We start from the raw sequence: 17533 nt of genomic DNA on the forward strand, positions 1-17533 counted from the left end.
TCAAGGTAATTTATCCTAACCCTTGAAAACCATCACCCGAACCGTATGGATACTCTCTCTCGTCAGTCTGTTTACGGATATGGCCAGCGAAATGCTCTATCCAATAATGCCCATCTATTTAAAAAGTATTGGGTTTTCAATATTACTTATTGGCGTGTTGGAAGGTTTGGTTGAAGCCGTGGCGGGATTGAGCAAAGGGTATTTTGGGCAACTATCAGACAGCAAAGCAAAACGCGCGCCTTTCGTGCAACTCGGTTACTCGCTGAGCGCCATTTCAAAACCAATGATGGCATTTTTTGTATATCCGCTGTGGATTTTCTTTGCAAGAACCACAGACAGACTCGGGAAGGGAATCCGTACTGGCGCAAGAGATGCAATGCTTTCAGCGGAGACAACAAAGGCAAAAAAAGGAAAGGTTTTCGGCTTCCACCGCTCTATGGATACTTTTGGCGCCGTTCTTGGCCCTGCCCTTGCCTTATGCTATTTATATTTCTATCCCGAAGATTATATAAATCTTTTCTACATCGCCTTTATTCCAGGGGTTTTAGCTGTAATAGCATCTTTTCTTCTGAAAGACAAAAAAACAGAAACCACTTCGGAAAAGAAAAAAATCAACTTTTTTTCCTTCATCAATTATTGGAAACAAAGCCCTTCGGAATATCGAAAAGTAGTGCTCGGCTTACTATTTTTCGCCCTCTTCAACAGCAGTGATGTTTTTTTGTTGCTAAAAGCAAAAGATGCGGGATTGGACGATACTTGGGTAATAGGCATTTACATTTTCTACAATTTAATTTACGCCCTAACCGCTTTTCCTTTGGGAAGTTTTGCCGATAAAATCGGGCTTAAAAAAATGTTCGTTTTCGGATTAATTATATTCAGCTTGGTATACTTCGGAATGGGTTTAACAACAAACCTATATGCCATCATCGCTCTTTTCTTCGGCTACGGAATTTATGCCGCAGCAACCGAAGGTATTTCCAAAGCGTGGATAACAAACATTTCCAGAGATGAAAATACAGCAACGGCCGTGGGAACTTATTCTGCCTTTCAAAGCATTATAGCTATGATTGCAAGTGTAATGGCCGGTCTTTTGTGGTTTTATTTTGGAGCGAATGTCACATTTTTGGTTACTGCAATTGCAACAGTTGGAGTGATTGTATATTTTTTAAAATTAAATTTCACCTCCAAAAATTAAAACTTTGAACTTTTAGCTTTAAACTTTCATTGTAAAACTTTAAACTTTCAACTTTCAACTTTAAAGGAAATACTATCTTTGCCCTCTGTTTAGAATTTTACACTTATGACAATTTCATACAACTGGTTAAAACAATTTATCAACCTCCCTTGGGACGCCGAAAAAACGGGTGAACTATTGACAGATCTAGGTCTTGAAGTAGAGGGAATAGAAGATTTTTCTTCAGTAAAAGGTGGTTTGGAAGGCGTTGTGGTAGGCCACGTTTTAGAATGTGTGCAACACACCAACGCAGACCGACTGAAAGTAACCAAAGTTGATGTAGGCAGTGGCGAAAGCATACAAATTGTTTGTGGAGCACCAAACGTAGCCGTGGGTCAAAAAGTTCCCGTAGCTACCGTTGGCACAACGCTTTATGATGCTGATGGAAACCCATGGCAGATAAACAAAGGGAAAATTCGCGGTGAAGTTAGCGAAGGAATGATTTGCGCTGAAGACGAACTGGGTCTCGGAAAATCGCACGACGGAATCATGGTTTTGGATGCTAAATTAAAGCCGGGAATACCTTTAGCCAAAGTTTTGGAAGTTGAAAACGATAAAGTTTTCGAAATAGGATTGACCCCAAACCGATCAGACGCCATGAGCCATTGGGGCGTTGCGCGCGACTTGAAAGCTGGGTTACTCCACAAAGGTATTTCAACAAAACTGAACACACCCTCAACAAGTAGTTTTAGAATAGATAACCGCACCTTAAAAATTGACGTGAAGGTAAAAGACAACGCTTTGGCACCACGTTATTGCGGAATAACCATAAGCAATTTAAAAGTTGGAACCTCTCCTGCTTGGCTTCAAAATAGGTTAAAATCCATAGGGCTTTCACCTATAAATAATATTGTGGATATTACAAATTATGTGCTTCACGAACTTGGCCAACCACTTCACGCTTTTGATGCGGCAAAAATTTCAGGAAATATAGTTAATGTGAAAACACTTCCCTCGGGAACAAAGTTCACAACTTTAGATGGTATTGAGCGCGAACTTCACGAAGAAGATTTAATGATTTGTGATGCTGAAAAACCTATGTGTATCGCAGGTGTTTTTGGAGGAATAAATAGTGGTGTAACAGAAAAAACAACTAGTATTTTCTTGGAAAGTGCTTATTTTAATCCGGTTAATATTCGTAAAACCGCAAAACGACACAGCTTAAGCACGGATGCGTCTTTCCGTTTTGAAAGAGGAATTGATCCAAATATCACGGATTATGCGCTGCGCCACGCTGCAATATTGATCCTTCAAGTTGCGGGAGGCCAAATAACCAGTGATTTGATTGATATCTATCCCAAAAAGATTGAAGACCACCAAGTATTCCTAAATTTTGAAAAGGCGAATAAATTGATTGGCGAGGAAATTCCGAAGGAAACCATTAAGGAAATCCTGACCTCCCTTGAAATGAAAATAAATAACGTAACGGAAACGGGCCTTGGAATGACCATTCCGGCATACCGCAATGACGTTACCCGTGATGTGGATGTTATTGAGGAAATACTCCGCGTGTATGGTTATAACAACATAAAGTTCACCCAAAAGTTGAACGCCTCCATTGCTACGGTTTTAGCGGGTGAAGATTATGATGTGCAAAACAAAACGGCTTCACAACTCACGGGCCTTGGTTTCCACGAAATGCTGAACAACTCGTTAACAACACCAAAATACAGTGAGTTGAGCGAAACAATTAAAGACAATTACAATGTTTCTATGCTCAATCCGTTGAGCCACGATCTTTCCGTAATGCGCCAATCCATGCTTTTTTCGGGTTTGGAAGCTATTGCCTATAACAGCAATAGACGAAAAAGTGATTTAAAGCTGTTTGAATTTGGGAAAACCTATCACAATTTTCCCGGTAATCGCACTGAAATAAAACATTTGTCCCTTTTTATTACAGGTTTAAAATCTGAAGGAAATTGGGCAGTAGCTGATGCTAAAAGTAATTTCTTCTTCGGAAAGGGAACCGTTTCCGCAATTATGGAACGCTTAGGATTTGATAATTATACCGAAGAAACTTCTGAAAACGATATTTTTTCTGAAGCAATTGCTTTCAAAAGAAACAAGGAAACCATTGTAGAGTTTGGAATTGTGAAGAAAAAAATCACCGCTGAACTTGATGTTGACGCAGAAGTTTTTTACGCAGATTTTAATTGGGACAGTGTGTTGAAACAAATTTCGACCAAAAATTTCAAATTAAAACCCATTGCGAAATTCCCTGCTGCACAACGTGATTTTGCATTGCTGCTGGATAATTCAGTTAGTTTTGGAGCCCTGCGCGAGGCAGCGCTTTCAACAGAGAGAAAATTGCTGAAATCAGTAAATCTTTTTGATGTTTACAAAGGAAAAAACCTTCCGGAAGGTAAAAAAAGCTACGCTTTAACCTTTACTATTCAAGACGATGAAAAAACCCTGACCGACAAACAAATCGATAAAATAATGAACAAACTGCAACAAAAATTTGAAACAGATTTTGGAGCCGTACTTCGTTAAAAATATATTTACAAATAAAAAAACAGCGACTTAAATAGTCGCTGTTTTCATTTTAATTAATTGGAGAATTGGGGCAATTTATTTAGGCAATACAACGCTGTCAACAACGTGGATTACACCGTTTGATTGGTTTACATCTGCAATAGTTACAGTTGCCATTCCACCGTTTTCATCCATTAGCATCACTTTTTTACCTTTTAGCATTGCAGTCAATGTTCCGCCACTTACTGTTTTGTAGGTCGCTTTTCCATTGCCTTTTTTAATGTCAGCCATAATATCTGCTGCGCTGTGTTTTCCGGCAACCACGTGATAGGTAAGGATTGTTTGCAATTTTGCTTTGTTTTCTGGCTTCAACAATGTTTCAACCGTTCCTTTTGGAAGTTTTTCAAAAGCCGCATTTGTAGGTGCAAAAACAGTGAATGGCCCGTCGCCTTGAAGTGTTTCAACCAAATCTGCAGCTTTCACGGCCGCAACAAGCGTGGTGTGGTCTTTTGAATTTACTGCGTTTTCAACTATGTTTTTGCTTGGGTACATTTCGGCGCCACCAACCATAACTGTTTTCTCGTCTTTCATCATTTTGTCTTGTGCAAAAATTGAAGATGTTCCTGCCATTAAGGCTAAAGAAAAGAATGCTGCTGTAATAAATTTTGATTTCATAATAGTGTTTTTAGTTTATGTTATGTGCTTATAAACGAAAGTCCGGAAACTGCGGTTTTGCAATTTCCGGACTTTAAGATTTATTTAACTTAAACCGTTTCTTATTCCGAAGGCGGAAAAATAATTCCGTCCACTATATGAAAAAATCCATTTTTATGATAGAAATCCTCAGCTATTATTCTTGCTGTATTATTTTTTTCGTCAACTAAAACAAGTTGTCCCGCTTCCACTTTAATTCCAAGTTTTTGGCCTTCCACGGTTGTTAAATAGGCTTTGCCTCCATTTTTTTCCACAGCGGTTTTAAGAGCATTGCTGTCCAATCTACCGGGTACTGCCAAATATTTTACAATAGAACTCACCAATCTGGTATTCCCAAGAATTGAATCCCTGGTTTTTTTGGGAAGGTTTAAAAAAGATTCATCCGCCAACGCAAAAATAGTGACCATTTCTTGGCCTTCAAGTTTTTGACGAATGGGGTCATTTTTAAATATTTTCGCCAAAATAGTAAAGTCTGGAGCCTCTTCAATGTTTTCGAAAAAAGTTTTGCTCGATGTAAAACTGCTTTGCCCCAAGGTTTTGGAAACCTCAGCATTTTTAGTTGAAATGTATTTTTGTGCTGAAACCGCAGTTCCAAAACAAACTATAAAAAGTATCAGAAATGTATTTTTGAGTTGCATATAAAAAATTTAAGATTGTAAATATAACAATTACAAAGCCAATACGATTTGAAACGCAAAATGATCCATAATATTTAAAAATTTTCACCAAACTATGTTAAATAGTTGTTTTGAAAAATTGTAGGCTGTAAATTTAATTTCGAAAAAATCACCGTTATGTTTTCCCGCACCAATTTAGAAAACCAGCTTTTAAAATATCGTTCCAAAAGAATTGACGAACAATCTGTTATGGAGGAAGTTCAGCGCATATTTTCAGAAAACGAAATGCAGCGCGAGGAGATCGTTTCCGCTTTAACCGAAAAATCTGTTGAAGTTGAAAATGAATTCAACTTTGATTTACTGGATACAAACCATATTTTTCATATTGAAGACATTAAAAATCTCTGCATAAACTACAGATTGCGGTTTTTGGATTCACATTTTTTCAAAGGAGATTTTCCCGAAGAAGCTATTTCAGAAGTACGTAATCTTGAAAAGAAACACCAAATCCCTCTGAAAAATTTTAAAATCGTCGCGCCAGCAAAGCTTTTGAAGCTTGAAAACGCAGACGATCCATTGCTTTTTGCACCCATGGGAAATGATTATTTTTATCTAATCCACAAATGGGGAAACGATTTGCACCCTTTCAGAAAACTGTTGATGTGGCCCTATAAAAGTTTTGAAAACTTAGTGTTTACGGTTGCTGTGCTCAGTTTATTGATTACTTCCCTAATGCCAATGCAATGGTTCACTCCAAATGCAACCTTTCAGGAATATTTATTTTTATTCTTGATTATTTTTAAAGGTGTGGGTGGAATGGTCATTTTTTATGGATTTTCAAAAGGAAAAAACTTTAATGGGGCTATTTGGAACAGCAAATATTACAACGCTTGAAATCAGTGATCAGTAGTCAGTAAAAAAATAAATTTTTAAACTATTAAAATAAAAAAATGTCAGATAACACAGAAGAAACAGTTAGAATATACACCGGTTCGGATATACTGGCCGAAGCCCTCGTGGGAAGATTGGAGGACGTAAACATTACTCCAATACTCCGGGACGACGAACAAAGCGGAGTAATGTTTGGCTCCGGCAGCAAATTTGATGATCAAGTACGTGTTTTTGTTCGAAAGGACGAACTTGCGCTTGCACAGCCTGTTGTAGATGCTTTTTTGAAAGAAATAGAAGAATAAATCTATGTCTGAAACAACTCGAATCTACACAGGACCAACCCTAATTGCGAAAGGTTTGGTTGCCCGTTTAAACGAAATAGGAATTAGCCCGATAGAGCGAAACGATCACGACAGTAGTGTGCATGCAGGTTTCGCGATGAGCATTGCAAACCAAACGATGATCTTTATAAGAAAGGATGAAATGGCCGAAGCGCAAAGCACCATTGATGAGTTTTTAAAAGAAATAGGCGAGCAATAATCTGCTCGCCTATTTTTTATGCTTCTACTGCATACATTTTTTCGCGCAGTTCCTTTATTTTCTTATCGCCCATATATTCGTCAAAACTCATATATCTGTCTATTGCGCCATTCGGAGTGAGCTCAATAACTCGAGTTCCCACTGTTTGGGCAAACTCATGGTCATGGGTTGTCAATAAAATTGTGCCTTTAAAGTTTTTTAGCGAATTATTGAAGGCCGTAATCGATTCCAAATCCAAGTGGTTTGTGGGCTCGTCAAGCATTAAAACGTTTGCCCGAAGCATCATCATTCTGCTGAGCATACATCTAACTTTTTCGCCTCCGGAAAGCACGCTGCTTTTCTTTAGGGCTTCCTCGCCGCTGAAAAGCATTTTTCCTAAAAATCCACGAAGGAAAACCTCTTCGCGTTCTTCTTCAGTTTTGGCATATTGGCGCAACCAATCTACCAACGATAAATTATTTTGGAAGAATTCTTCATTGTCAAGCGGCAAATAGCTTTGGTTTGTAGTGATTCCCCATTGAAAGGAACCGCTATCGGGTTTTGCATGCCCATTCAATATTTCGTAAAAAGCAGTCGCAGCACGAGAGTCGCGAGAGTATATTACTACTTTATCGCCTTTTGCCAAGTTTATATCAACGTTTTTGAAAAGCGTCTCACCGTCAATAGAAGCTGAAAGATTTTCAATATTCAAAATTTGGTCGCCAGCTTCACGTTCGCGTTCAAAAATAATAGCTGGATAGCGACGGCTGGATGGCTGTATTTCTTCAACATTTAATTTATCAAGCATTTTTTTACGTGAAGTTGCTTGCTTGCTCTTTGCCACGTTTGCACTAAAACGCATAATAAACTCCTGAAGTTCCTTGCGTTTTTCTTCGGCCTTTTTATTTTGTTGTGAACGTTGACGTGCTGCCAATTGGCTACTTTCATACCAAAAAGTGTAGTTACCGCTATAATGGTTTATTTTTCCGAAGTCAATATCACTGATGTGCGTACAAACTGAATCCAAAAAGTGACGGTCGTGGGAAACCACAATCACGCAATTATCATAATTTGCCAAAAAGTTTTCCAACCAACTGATAGTTTCATAATCAAGATCGTTTGTAGGCTCATCCATAATTAGCACGTCAGGGTTCCCAAAAAGTGCCTGGGCAAGAAGCACGCGAACTTTTTGTTTTCCATCCAAATCTTTCATCAAAGTATAATGAAGACTTTCGTCAATGCCAAGGTTTGAAAGCATTGCAGCAGCATCACTATCTGCGTTCCAACCGTTCATTTCTTCAAAAGCAACTTGAAGTTCGCCAATTTTTTCGGCGTTTTCATCTGTATAATCTTCGTAAAGCTTATCTATTTGACTTTTTATTGCAAATAGCTCTTTATTACCCCTAACCACTGTTTCCAAAACATTAAAATCGTCATAGGCGTTGTGGTTCTGCTCGAGCACGGACATACGTTTTCCTTTCTCCAAATGAACGGAACCCGAAGTAGGATCCTGTTTCCCCGAAATAATTTTCAAAAAGGTAGATTTACCTGCACCATTGGCGCCAATAATCCCGTAAATATTGCCCGTGGTAAACTGTGTACTTACCTCGTCAAACAATATTCTTTTACCGAACTGTACCGAAAGATTTGAAACTGAAAGCATAGAATTCTAAATTTTGCGCAAAAGTAGCTATTTATGCGTTATGCCGAAAACATTAACGTTTTAAAAATCCTTTTAACTAGCATTTAACAAAATGCAGCATACAGCTCGGCTACATTTGTCTATTAATGTTTATTTGGGTGCGATTGTTTAAAAAAATACTTCTTCTTTTATTGATCACCACTATTCTTTCTTGTAAAAACAAGGAGGATAACGCTGTAGGACCAACTTACATAAGTGGTCAAATAGTTAATCCAACGCTTGATTATATTATTTTTTCCCGAGGAAACGATATTCTGGATACCGTAAAACTGGACGCCAACAATTTTTTTCATTATCAAACAGATAAAATAAAACCAGGGCTGTACAATCTAAAACACAGCGAGAGCCAAGTTTTTTATATTGAACCTGGCGATAGTTTATTGCTCCATATCAACACAGTAGATTTTGACGAATCACTTGCCTATTCCGGAAAGGGAGGCGAGGAAAACAATCTGTTGATGGAGCTCTATTTAATGAACGAAAAGGAAAATCAAAATTTGCCGAATTGGTATTCACTTTCATCAAAAGACTTTGACCATAAGATTGATTCTTTAAGAGCCATAAAAACCGGTGAATATGAAGATTTTATAAAAAACAACGAAGTTCCAGAAGAGTTTAAAAAAATTGCACTTGCCAATATTGAATATGATTATTATTCAAAAAAGGAAATGTACGGAGCCGCCAACAGAAGCAATCCTGAAAAATTTGCTGAAGATTATTTCGATTACCGAAAAAAAATAAATTTTGAACTTGACGAACTTAAATTTTACTACCCCTATTATCGATTTATCAATAGATATATTGAGAATATGGTCTGTTCCGAATACGGAAGCAAAACTATTTTAGATCGCAATTCATATAGATACAACTATCGCAAACTTCAATTGATTGATAGTATTATTACTTCGGACACGCTGAAAAACAGCCTTTTGCGCTATAACACTTATGGTTATTTGTTGAATGCAAAGAATGCTGAGGAAGAGCAGAAATTTTTTGAAGTATTCTCAAAAATGAATACAGATAAAAAGCATGTAGAAGAGTTGAGCAAGCTGCTTGACGCTACCGTAAAACTTACGGCCGGAAACACTATTCCAAATGTGCTGGTAGTAAATACAGATAATGTGGTGAAGGATTTGCAAAGTATTATAAATTCGCCAACTGTACTTTTCTTTTGGTCAGCACAATCCAAAGTTCAATATAGGGAAATACACAATAGAGCCGCCGAGCTTAAGTCCAAATATCCAGAATATGATTTTATAGGAATTAATACGGATACACATTTTAAGAAATGGCGAGAAACCATTCGCAAATTAGGCTATAATTCAACACAGGAATTCCAACTTGAAAACTTAAATGATGCCGAAAAGAAATTTGTTTTGAATTCTATGAGCAAGGTTATTATTTTGGACAAAAACTCCGTAATTCTTGAGGGCAAAACCAATATGTTCAATCCAAATTTTGAAGAACTACTACTTGGGTTTTTAAACCAATAATTTTAAATTATCCAAGATAAAATTTATAGATTGAGCCTTACTTCAAAAGGAAAAGAAATCATTATTAATCAATTTTTTCATAATAATGATTCAAATCGTAATTCAATATAATTCTACGCTTTTCATAGATTTTATTACTGAAATGTGCACTATAAAAACTTTTCCCCGCTTTATCAGTGTATGCCCATTCAATATCAGTTGACAGAAACTGAAACCTGACTTTATAGTTTCCTTTTCCGTAAAATTCACTTGAATAAGTACCGTCTGATTTTAAGGTAAGTGTATCTGGTTTGTGGGGCGCTCCCAAACAACAAGAGCTCATTGTTATAATTTGTATTCGCATACGTTCCAACAATACTAGATTTTGTCATTGGTATATTGCATTGCAATACTAAAATTCCAATAAAAAGGGAAACTCCAATTACAATAAGTATCCGTGTCATTTTTATAATAGGCAAATGAGGAAAAATTAATTCCCTTTTTTATAATCCTCCAGAAATTGCTTAAGACCACTATCTGTTAATGGATGTTTCAGTAAACCTTCAATGGAGGAAAGTGGCCCAGTCATAACATCTGCGCCAATTTTTGCGCAATTTATAACGTGCATTGTATGACGAACTGATGCCGCAAGAATTTTTGTTTCGAAACCGTAATTATCATAAATCAATCGGATATCTGCAATCAGTTCAAGGCCGTCTGTTGAAATATCGTCCAATCTACCTATAAATGGCGAAACGTAGGTGGCTCCAGCTTTTGCCGCAAGCAATGATTGTCCTGCGGAAAAAACCAAGGTACAATTGGTCCTGATGCCGTGATCTGTAAAATATTTAATGGCTTTCACACCTTCTTTTATCATTGGCACTTTCACCACAATTTGCGGGTGAAGTTCCGCAAGCTCCTCGCCTTCTTTTACCATTCCTTTAAAATCGGTAGCAATAACTTCTGCGGAAACATCACCATCCACAATATTACAGATGTCCACATAGTGTTTCAAAATATTGTTGCGGCCGGTGATGCCTTCCTTCGCCATTAATGATGGATTGGTAGTAACCCCATCAAGCACGCCCAAATCTTGGGCTTCACGAATTTGGTCAAGGTTTGCTGTATCGATAAAGAATTTCATAGGATTAGTTTCAGATTAATTGTTGCAAAAATAGCAAAGATTGTTTCGAGGAAATAGTGTTGTTGAAAAAGATTGATAATTTAAATAGGCAAAAGAATTGGAAAATCACTGCCAGAGCATCCTTCCAGTTCAATTCCATTTACTCCAAGGGCAAAAGCCACCTCAACTGGTTTTCCTGCACCAATTCCTTTATAAAAACCTACGCTAAAGGCTATTGCAGCATCATCCGGCATAGCTTTTTTCATTCCAACAACATGGGGCACGTGGCTATTGATAGCTAATGCTTGATTACTGGAGTAGCAAGCATTTAACACTACGCAGCTAATATTGCCTGCCAAAATTTTAAAGATATTAGCCAATGCACCAGTCGAAACGTTTTTGGCTTTCCCATCTTCCCCTTCCAGCACGATTCCATCAATAAGGCCGTGACCCGAAAAATGTACAATATCTGGGTTGTGGTCTAAAAGTACCTGTTGCAGTTCCATGGGTGACAACGCCCATTTTTGAATTAACTCAAAAGAATCCCGAAGTTGGGCCATTTTCAACTGTTTGTCAATTTGGTTTATTTCCTCATCAAGCCTTAGTCTATCTGAGTCTATCGGGTTTGCGGCAAGAAATAAAATTTTTGTTTTTTTGGTATCGAGGTACTTGCTTATTTTGAGATTGTTTTCATATATCCACGAATTAGCGCCCCTTGCAGAAACATCATAGGGGAATAATCTCAAATACTCCCGAAATGCTTTATTTGACTCTTCAAATTTATCAATTTTGTGCAAGGCAAAACCCTTCTGAAAATAGGCGGCCGGCAAAAAATAGCCTTTCCCATTTTTGTATTTATCAATAAACTTTTCTGCAGCAACTATTATTTTTTTATAAAGTTCAATATCGGTTCTTAGGGGAGTTTCATTATAGGAAATGCTTGCGTAAAGCTCATCAATTGCCAGCCAATCATTCTTTTCTTCCCTAGGAATCAATAAAACCTCTTGGTTTATATCAATTGGAAAAAGTTGTGCAAACTGTGGATTCTGCCCTAATTTCCTAAGTTTCTGTGGTAAATATTTATCGTTATATATTTGATATGCAAAATCCTTGATTTTAGTTATGCAATAATTCGGAAACACATCAACAACCACAAGAAAATTATAATCATCTTCAATTTTTTCACCAAACATATTTCCATTAACATCAAATAACTGGCTTTTGTAAACACTACTTAAATAATCACCTTTTACAATTCCGTGTTCTGATCCGCCATCAATATAAATATCAGAATCGAAGACAGCTTCGTTGAGCCATTCCCCAAAAATGTTTTGACGTTCATAGAAATAAAAATTTGTCTCTGGGGAAATGCTAATTTGAAGTACTTTCATAAATATTACATTTTGGTCTTCTCTCTTTCATCACCCAAAGCAGAAATTTTATAAATTTTTTTAACTCGTTTACCAAATTCAACTCATAAAATTGATTATTAATCAAAATGATTTGAATTTGACTTTTATAAATATAGAGAATAATACACAACTAAGTATCAAGCTGTTTGAACAAAAAATCTTTAAAAAAATTTGAGGGCTTTGGAAAAAATTGATTTAAATGAGAAAAGGATAGATTCCCAAAAAATGGATTTTGATGTATTGAAAAGAATTATTTCAACCCATAATGTTTTAAAAGCATTCGTTCATAAGCCTTATCGGGCAAAATGCGTTTTAGCACAATAGAAAATTTCTGCAATGGCGAACCAACTTTGTAATGAATTTTAGGGTTTGCAGTCTCGATAATTTTATGCACCGCCTTTGCCATTTCTAAAGGATCACCGCCATTATCCACGTGTTCGTTCATCATTTTTAGGGTGTTGCCGTAGTCTTTTTTATAGGGAGAATTTTCCAAAACTGGGGCGTGATAACGGCCTGCGGCAATATTGGTTGCAAAATCGCCTGGAGCTATGTTTGTCATTTTCACACCAAACTGCAAAGTTTCCATACGCATGGCTTCAATAGTAATCTCCAAAGCGGCCTTGCTGGCAGAATAGATACCGCGATACGGAAGTCCCATATAGCCCGCAATAGAGGTCACATTCAAAATATGCCCAAAACCCTGTTTGCGCATTTGCGGCAAAACGGCTTTGATGACGTTTATGGGGCCGTGGAAATTGGTTTGGAAGGCTTTTTTAATTTCGTTTTCGGGAGTTTCTTCAATTGGGCCCGTAATGCCCACACCTGCATTGTTAATTACCACGTCAATTTTTTCAACTTTGCCCAATAGCTCGGCAATAGTAGCTTCAATAGACTCATTACTATTAACATCCATTTTCAGAAGTGGGAAGGATGAGTTGGTAATATTTTCAGGGTTTCGGCTGGTTCCAAAAACTTGATAGCCTTTTTCGGAAAGATATTCGCCAATGGCTTTGCCAATTCCCGAGGAACCGCCCGTAATGAGTATTGTTTTTGGCATAAAAGGTTGTTGAAAAGCAAAGGTGCATCTATGTGGCGGGTTTTCCAAATAGTTTTTCTAAAAAGAGGAAAGAAAAAGAGGAAATGTTGCTTTTGGAATTTGCCATTTTTTGTTCCCGCTTCCGAGACTTCGGAATAGGGAACAAAAAATGGCAAGCTACCTACATCACACCGCTACGACCATTTACCTTTGCTGCGTTCCCGCCCTGGAGGATTCAACAGGAGCTGGTTGTGTAGGACTTGCCGCTGCAAAGATAAGGCTTTTTGAAGTTTTTGCAAGTATTTTCACATTTCAATTTTAATAAATACCTTGCAGGAAATTTATTATTAGCTATGAAAATTTATAACCTTTTAGCCCCTACCCTTTTAGTGCTTTTATTGGCTGGCTGCGGAAATAATCCCGAAGATAAAAAAGATGCTTTTTCGCTGGAAATAAACAATCCCAAGAAAACTTACACTCCTGAGGATGCGCTGACAATTACTTTGAACAACAAAAAAGGTATTGCTTCTGATTCTGTTGTTTATTTTCTAAATAATGACCGAATTGAAGTTTCCGGAAACACCATTTCCCTTTCGGGGAAAAAGCTTGGTGAAAAAACGCTGAAAGCTAAAATTTATAGTGATGGCGAGGAATATGAAGCTTCCACAAACATCACCATTCTTTCTTCAATAAAACCGAAGCTTTACACCTATAAAATTCTGGAAACTTACCCGCACGATATAAAAGCCTACACTCAAGGATTAGAGTTTGAAAACGACACTTTATATGAAAGCACTGGGCAATATAAAGAGTCATGGCTTCGCAAAACAAATTATAAAACAGGGGAAGTTTTCAAAATGAAGAAACTTGCCGATCATTATTTTGGCGAGGGACTAACAATTCTCAACAACAAAATTTACCAACTTACGTGGCGCGAAAACACAGGTTTTATTTATAACCTAAACACACTGGAACAAACCGGAACTTTTGTTTATGGGCAAAGCAAAGAAGGTTGGGGCTTGTGCCACGATTCCGAAAATAATATCTATAAAAGCGACGGCACCGATAGAATTTGGACGTTAAATTCAAATACCCTCGCTGAAAAAGATTATATAGAAATTTTTACAAATACCAGTAAAATCAACAGTGTAAACGAGCTGGAATGGGTTGATGGAAAAATATATGCAAACGTCTATCAACAAGGTTCCATAGCTATCATTGATCCTTCAAATGGAGCCGTGGAAGGTGTTATAGACTTAACTGATTTAAAAGATAAAGTTACCCAACATCCAAAACTGGACGTCCTTAATGGCATAGCTTATAACGGCGAACCCAACATACTTTACATTACTGGCAAAAACTGGGATAAACTTTTTAAGATTGAAATAATCCAAAAGTAAATTACAGTAATATCTTTTTCACTCATTGAAACGACCGCTTTACTCAAAAGCGGTTTTTTTATGGTTTGATATTTAATTTCTTTGAATCATTAAAACCATCAAATCATGAAAAAATCCATCGTTATTAGTATTCCAGAGCCTTGCCACGAAGATTGGGCAAAAATGAGCGCCACTGAAAAAGGGAAATTCTGCAGTGTCTGCACCAAAGAAGTTTTCGACCTCACAACAAAAACCGATGAGGAATTGGTAAAAATCCTTACCAAAAGTAAAAATGCCTGTGGCAGGGTGAAAAAATCACAATTAAACCGTGAAGTGAAACTGGAACGTAAAAGTGGGCAGAGCCTTGCGCCTCTCGCCGCTTCTATGCTTTTACCGCTTACTCTTTTTTCAAACAACCCGAAATCTGAAAACAATTTACTTTCAGAAAAACCTTTGGTTTCACTGGGTATTGGCCGTTTTAGCAATTCAAATTTAAGGCTTTCTGTTTTCACCCAAGGCGTTGTGAGAGATGATTATGGAAACCTTTTAAAGAACGTTGAAATAGTTTCCAATGAAACCAAAGCGCGTACTTGGACCAATAAAAAAGGGGAATATGAAATTTATACGCTGGATAAAGAAATACTGACTTTTACAAAAGAAAATTACGAAACCCAGCAAGTTCGCATTCGAACAAACCCCATAGAAAATGTTTTTATGGAATCAAAAATTAGCACGAGAACGGTAATTACTAAAACTCATACAGATTCTCATATTACCTCTGGAATGATTGCTGTTGATTCAACTGTAGCAGTAGAAAAAGATTTAAGTATACAAACCATAAAAGGAACAGTAACCGACGATACCGGCTTACCGCTTCCTGGTGCAAACGTAATCATAAAAGGCACTTCAATAGGAACCCAAACTGATTTTGATGGCAATTATCAAATTGAAACAAAACCAGGCGATGTTTTGGTTTTTAGTTATGTTGGCTTTGAAACAAAGGAAATAACTGTCTCAAATATTTCAAATAATGTTGATGTAAGCTTAGTTGTTGGAGATTTCTTTTTAGGAGAAATTGTTTCTGGAGGATTAACTTGGGAAGATGCAGAAAATTACCAGCCTCCTAAAGATCCCGATTGGTACGAAAATGCAAAAAAAGCCTACAAAAACACAGTCGAGTTTATGAAAATAAAACGAGAGCGAAGAAAAGCGCAACGAAAAGCAAAACGAAGAAATAAGTAAACAGTTTACAGTTGCAGTATGCAGTTTCCCATAAATTACCTTTACTGCTTACTGCGACTGAACACTGAAAACTTATTTAAGTTTCACAATAATAAGCTTCATAAAAAGTTATATTTTTACCAAAATTTTACATTAATGAGGTATTTATACGGATTGGGCATTTTGTGTTGCCTTGTATTATGGAGTTCCTGCCGCAATGATTTTGAAACCGTTGCAAGCAATGGAAATCTGGAGTTTTCAAAAGATACGGTTTATCTGGATACGGTTTTTTCAAACATCGGTTCCAGCACCTATAACCTGAAAGTTTACAACCGAAGCAACGAGGACATCAATATTCCAATCGTTCGGTTAGGCCAAGGCGAAGCTTCCAATTATCGTTTAAACGTTGACGGAATTGCCGGTAAAGTTTTTGAAAACGTACAGGTTTTGGCAAAGGACAGTATTTTCATTTTTGTTGAAACCACTTTCAACATAAACAATTTACCAGCCAATCCAACTGAGTTTTTATACACAGATCAAATTCTTTTTGACAGTGGTGCAAACGAGCAGAAGGTGGAATTGGTAACGCTTGTAAAAGATGCGGTATTCCTTTATCCGGAACTATTTCCGGACGGCACGACGGAAACTTTGAATTTCGGGGTTGATGAAAATGGAGAAGATATTTTAATCAAAGGTTTTTTTCTCGATGATAACGAACTTACGTTTACCAATGAAAAGCCTTACGTGATTTATGGTCTTGCAGCGGTGCCAAGCAATAAAACCTTAACCATTGAAGCCGGTGCCCGGGTACATTTTCACTCAGAAAGCGGGATTGTTGTAGCTGAAAATGGTTCCCTGAAAGTAATGGGCGAAAAAAGTATGGATACCGAAGCAATGGAAAACGAAGTGATTTTTGAAGGAGACCGTTTAGAACCCGCTTTTTCAGAAGTTCCGGGACAATGGTATTTTATTTGGCTTACCAAAGGCAGTATCAATAATGAGTTCAATTATACCACTATAAAAAACAGTTTGATAGGTATTAGGGCAGATGAAAGCCAAGTTAGGCTTAAAAATGTACAGATATACAACAATGCAATTGCAGGAATTCGCGCACGAACCAGTGTAATAGATGGTGAAAACATAGTTGTAAACAATAGCGGCCAATCTTCTTTGGATATACAATTGGGCGGAATTTATAATTTTAGGCATGCCACTTTTGCAAACTATTGGATTAATGGTTTCCGTTCTTTTTCTTCAGTTTCAATCAGTAACTTTTTAGAACTTGCTGATGGAGGCGCTGTAGGCGCAGATCTTATTGAGGCCAATTTTACAAACTGCATAATTTACGGTAACGAGCGTCGCGAGTTTGCACTTTTTAAAAGTGACGAGGTAGCTTTCAACTTTAAATTTGAGAATTGTTTGTTGCGTTTTGAGGATCCCACGGGTGAATTTGGAAACGATCCTTTATATGATTTCTCAAATACGTCCTTATATAATTCCGCAACAAAATTTAACGTAGATCCTGTTTTCCAAAATACCGAAAAGAACAATTTCAATATTGAAACTGGAACTTCAGGGGCAGAAAATATTGGCATTTTTCCAACAAATCCTGCCGTGCCATTTGATTTAAACGGAACGCCAAGACAAAACCCTTCTGATGCAGGTGCTTACGAAACCACAATATTTCCCGAAGATTAAAAAATAATATATAACGAAAAAACCGTCCACTGCGACGGGT

At 37.2% G+C, this 17533-nt stretch carries 16 protein-coding genes and 1 other RNA gene; 9 read left to right on the forward strand and 8 right to left on the reverse strand.

The features are described 5' to 3' along the window. Positions 1–22 precede the first annotated feature (22 nt). Both A7A78_RS02415 and pheT read left to right on the forward strand, forming a co-directional pair. Complete coding sequence (locus A7A78_RS02415; protein ID WP_068760823.1) at positions 23–1195, forward strand: MFS transporter; 1173 nt, start codon at positions 23–25, stop codon at positions 1193–1195. Positions 1196–1300: 105 nt separating this feature from the next. After that, positions 1301–3727, forward strand: a complete 2427-nt coding sequence (pheT, locus tag A7A78_RS02420; RefSeq protein ID WP_068760824.1) for a phenylalanine--tRNA ligase subunit beta — start codon at positions 1301–1303, stop codon at positions 3725–3727. A 78-nt stretch (positions 3728–3805) separates the two neighbouring features. Here the strand turns inward: pheT and A7A78_RS02425 are convergent, their stop codons facing one another. After that, complete coding sequence (locus A7A78_RS02425; protein ID WP_068760825.1) at positions 3806–4384, reverse strand: fasciclin domain-containing protein; 579 nt, start codon at positions 4382–4384, stop codon at positions 3806–3808. Between the two features lie 101 nt (positions 4385–4485). Then, a complete protein-coding gene (locus A7A78_RS02430) occupies positions 4486–5061 on the reverse strand; it encodes a fasciclin domain-containing protein (RefSeq protein ID WP_068760826.1) in 576 nt (191 codons plus the stop codon). Positions 5062–5217: 156 nt separating this feature from the next. On the opposite strand from A7A78_RS02430, the gene A7A78_RS02435 reads away from it, so the two are divergent. Genes A7A78_RS02435 through A7A78_RS02445 form a run of 3 tightly spaced genes read left to right on the forward strand, consistent with a single transcriptional unit; the run spans position 5218 to position 6471 of the window. After that, positions 5218–5934, forward strand: coding sequence for a hypothetical protein (locus A7A78_RS02435; RefSeq protein WP_068760827.1), 717 nt, complete (start codon positions 5218–5220; stop codon positions 5932–5934). A 56-nt stretch (positions 5935–5990) separates the two neighbouring features. Beyond that, positions 5991–6233: a putative signal transducing protein gene (locus A7A78_RS02440; protein WP_068760828.1), complete on the forward strand. Its 243-nt coding sequence runs from the start codon at positions 5991–5993 to the stop codon at positions 6231–6233. 4 nt (positions 6234–6237) lie between these two features. Then, positions 6238–6471, forward strand: coding sequence for a hypothetical protein (locus A7A78_RS02445; protein ID WP_068760829.1), 234 nt, complete (start codon positions 6238–6240; stop codon positions 6469–6471). A 16-nt stretch (positions 6472–6487) separates the two neighbouring features. Here A7A78_RS02445 and A7A78_RS02450 read toward each other — a convergent pair whose 3' ends face one another. After that, a complete protein-coding gene (locus A7A78_RS02450) occupies positions 6488–8113 on the reverse strand; it encodes an ABC-F family ATP-binding cassette domain-containing protein (RefSeq protein ID WP_068760830.1) in 1626 nt (541 codons plus the stop codon). A gap of 170 nt (positions 8114–8283) precedes the next feature. Here A7A78_RS02450 and A7A78_RS02455 point away from each other — a divergent pair, with 170 nt between their 5' ends. Then, positions 8284–9645, forward strand: coding sequence for a TlpA family protein disulfide reductase (locus A7A78_RS02455; protein ID WP_131811089.1), 1362 nt, complete (start codon positions 8284–8286; stop codon positions 9643–9645). Positions 9646–9709: 64 nt separating this feature from the next. Here the strand turns inward: A7A78_RS02455 and A7A78_RS02460 are convergent, their stop codons facing one another. From A7A78_RS02460 to ffs, 5 genes are all read right to left on the reverse strand, one after another. Continuing rightward, entirely contained in the window at positions 9710–9967 is a 258-nt protein-coding gene (locus tag A7A78_RS02460) for a hypothetical protein (protein WP_068760832.1), read from the reverse strand. Positions 9968–10114: 147 nt separating this feature from the next. After that, on the reverse strand, positions 10115–10768 hold the full coding sequence (gene fsa / locus A7A78_RS02465; RefSeq protein ID WP_068760833.1) for a fructose-6-phosphate aldolase: 654 nt from the start codon (positions 10766–10768) through the stop codon (positions 10115–10117). Positions 10769–10848: 80 nt separating this feature from the next. Next, the gene (locus A7A78_RS02470) at positions 10849–12138 is read right to left on the reverse strand and encodes a CHAT domain-containing protein (RefSeq protein WP_068760834.1); all 1290 of its coding nucleotides are present in this window, start codon (positions 12136–12138) and stop codon (positions 10849–10851) included. 271 nt (positions 12139–12409) lie between these two features. Next, complete coding sequence (locus A7A78_RS02475) at positions 12410–13216, reverse strand: SDR family oxidoreductase (protein WP_068760835.1); 807 nt, start codon at positions 13214–13216, stop codon at positions 12410–12412. A gap of 146 nt (positions 13217–13362) precedes the next feature. Continuing rightward, positions 13363–13461, reverse strand: an RNA gene (gene ffs / locus A7A78_RS02480) — signal recognition particle sRNA small type. A gap of 87 nt (positions 13462–13548) precedes the next feature. On the opposite strand from ffs, the gene A7A78_RS02485 reads away from it, so the two are divergent. The 3 genes from A7A78_RS02485 (at position 13549) to A7A78_RS02495 (ending at position 17493) form a co-directional block, all read left to right on the forward strand. After that, positions 13549–14595, forward strand: a complete 1047-nt coding sequence (locus A7A78_RS02485) for a glutaminyl-peptide cyclotransferase (protein WP_068760836.1) — start codon at positions 13549–13551, stop codon at positions 14593–14595. 105 nt (positions 14596–14700) lie between these two features. Beyond that, a complete protein-coding gene (locus tag A7A78_RS15260; RefSeq protein WP_068760837.1) occupies positions 14701–15816 on the forward strand; it encodes a carboxypeptidase-like regulatory domain-containing protein in 1116 nt (371 codons plus the stop codon). 135 nt (positions 15817–15951) lie between these two features. Next, positions 15952–17493: a hypothetical protein gene (locus A7A78_RS02495; protein WP_068760838.1), complete on the forward strand. Its 1542-nt coding sequence runs from the start codon at positions 15952–15954 to the stop codon at positions 17491–17493. Positions 17494–17533 lie beyond the last annotated feature (40 nt).

Source organism: Aequorivita soesokkakensis (assembly GCF_001641085.1).
In the GTDB taxonomy this organism is placed as follows: Bacteria; Bacteroidota; Bacteroidia; order Flavobacteriales; family Flavobacteriaceae; genus Aequorivita; species Aequorivita soesokkakensis.

Excerpts from the sequence above, each read along its gene's own strand:
- pheT (WP_068760824.1), top strand. The coding sequence starts at position 1,301 with ATGACAATTTCATACAACTGGTTAAAACAATTTATCAACCTCCCTTGG.
- A7A78_RS02425 (WP_068760825.1), bottom strand. The coding sequence starts at position 4,384 with ATGAAATCAAAATTTATTACAGCAGCATTCTTTTCTTTAGCCTTAATG.
- A7A78_RS02430 (WP_068760826.1), bottom strand. The coding sequence starts at position 5,061 with ATGCAACTCAAAAATACATTTCTGATACTTTTTATAGTTTGTTTTGGA.
- A7A78_RS02435 (WP_068760827.1), top strand. The coding sequence starts at position 5,218 with ATGTTTTCCCGCACCAATTTAGAAAACCAGCTTTTAAAATATCGTTCC.
- A7A78_RS02440 (WP_068760828.1), top strand. The coding sequence starts at position 5,991 with ATGTCAGATAACACAGAAGAAACAGTTAGAATATACACCGGTTCGGAT.
- A7A78_RS02445 (WP_068760829.1), top strand. The coding sequence starts at position 6,238 with ATGTCTGAAACAACTCGAATCTACACAGGACCAACCCTAATTGCGAAA.
- A7A78_RS02450 (WP_068760830.1), bottom strand. The coding sequence starts at position 8,113 with ATGCTTTCAGTTTCAAATCTTTCGGTACAGTTCGGTAAAAGAATATTG.
- A7A78_RS02460 (WP_068760832.1), bottom strand. The coding sequence starts at position 9,967 with ATGAGCTCTTGTTGTTTGGGAGCGCCCCACAAACCAGATACACTTACC.
- fsa (WP_068760833.1), bottom strand. The coding sequence starts at position 10,768 with ATGAAATTCTTTATCGATACAGCAAACCTTGACCAAATTCGTGAAGCC.
- A7A78_RS02470 (WP_068760834.1), bottom strand. The coding sequence starts at position 12,138 with ATGAAAGTACTTCAAATTAGCATTTCCCCAGAGACAAATTTTTATTTC.
- A7A78_RS02475 (WP_068760835.1), bottom strand. The coding sequence starts at position 13,216 with ATGCCAAAAACAATACTCATTACGGGCGGTTCCTCGGGAATTGGCAAA.
- A7A78_RS02485 (WP_068760836.1), top strand. The coding sequence starts at position 13,549 with ATGAAAATTTATAACCTTTTAGCCCCTACCCTTTTAGTGCTTTTATTG.
- A7A78_RS15260 (WP_068760837.1), top strand. The coding sequence starts at position 14,701 with ATGAAAAAATCCATCGTTATTAGTATTCCAGAGCCTTGCCACGAAGAT.
- A7A78_RS02495 (WP_068760838.1), top strand. The coding sequence starts at position 15,952 with ATGAGGTATTTATACGGATTGGGCATTTTGTGTTGCCTTGTATTATGG.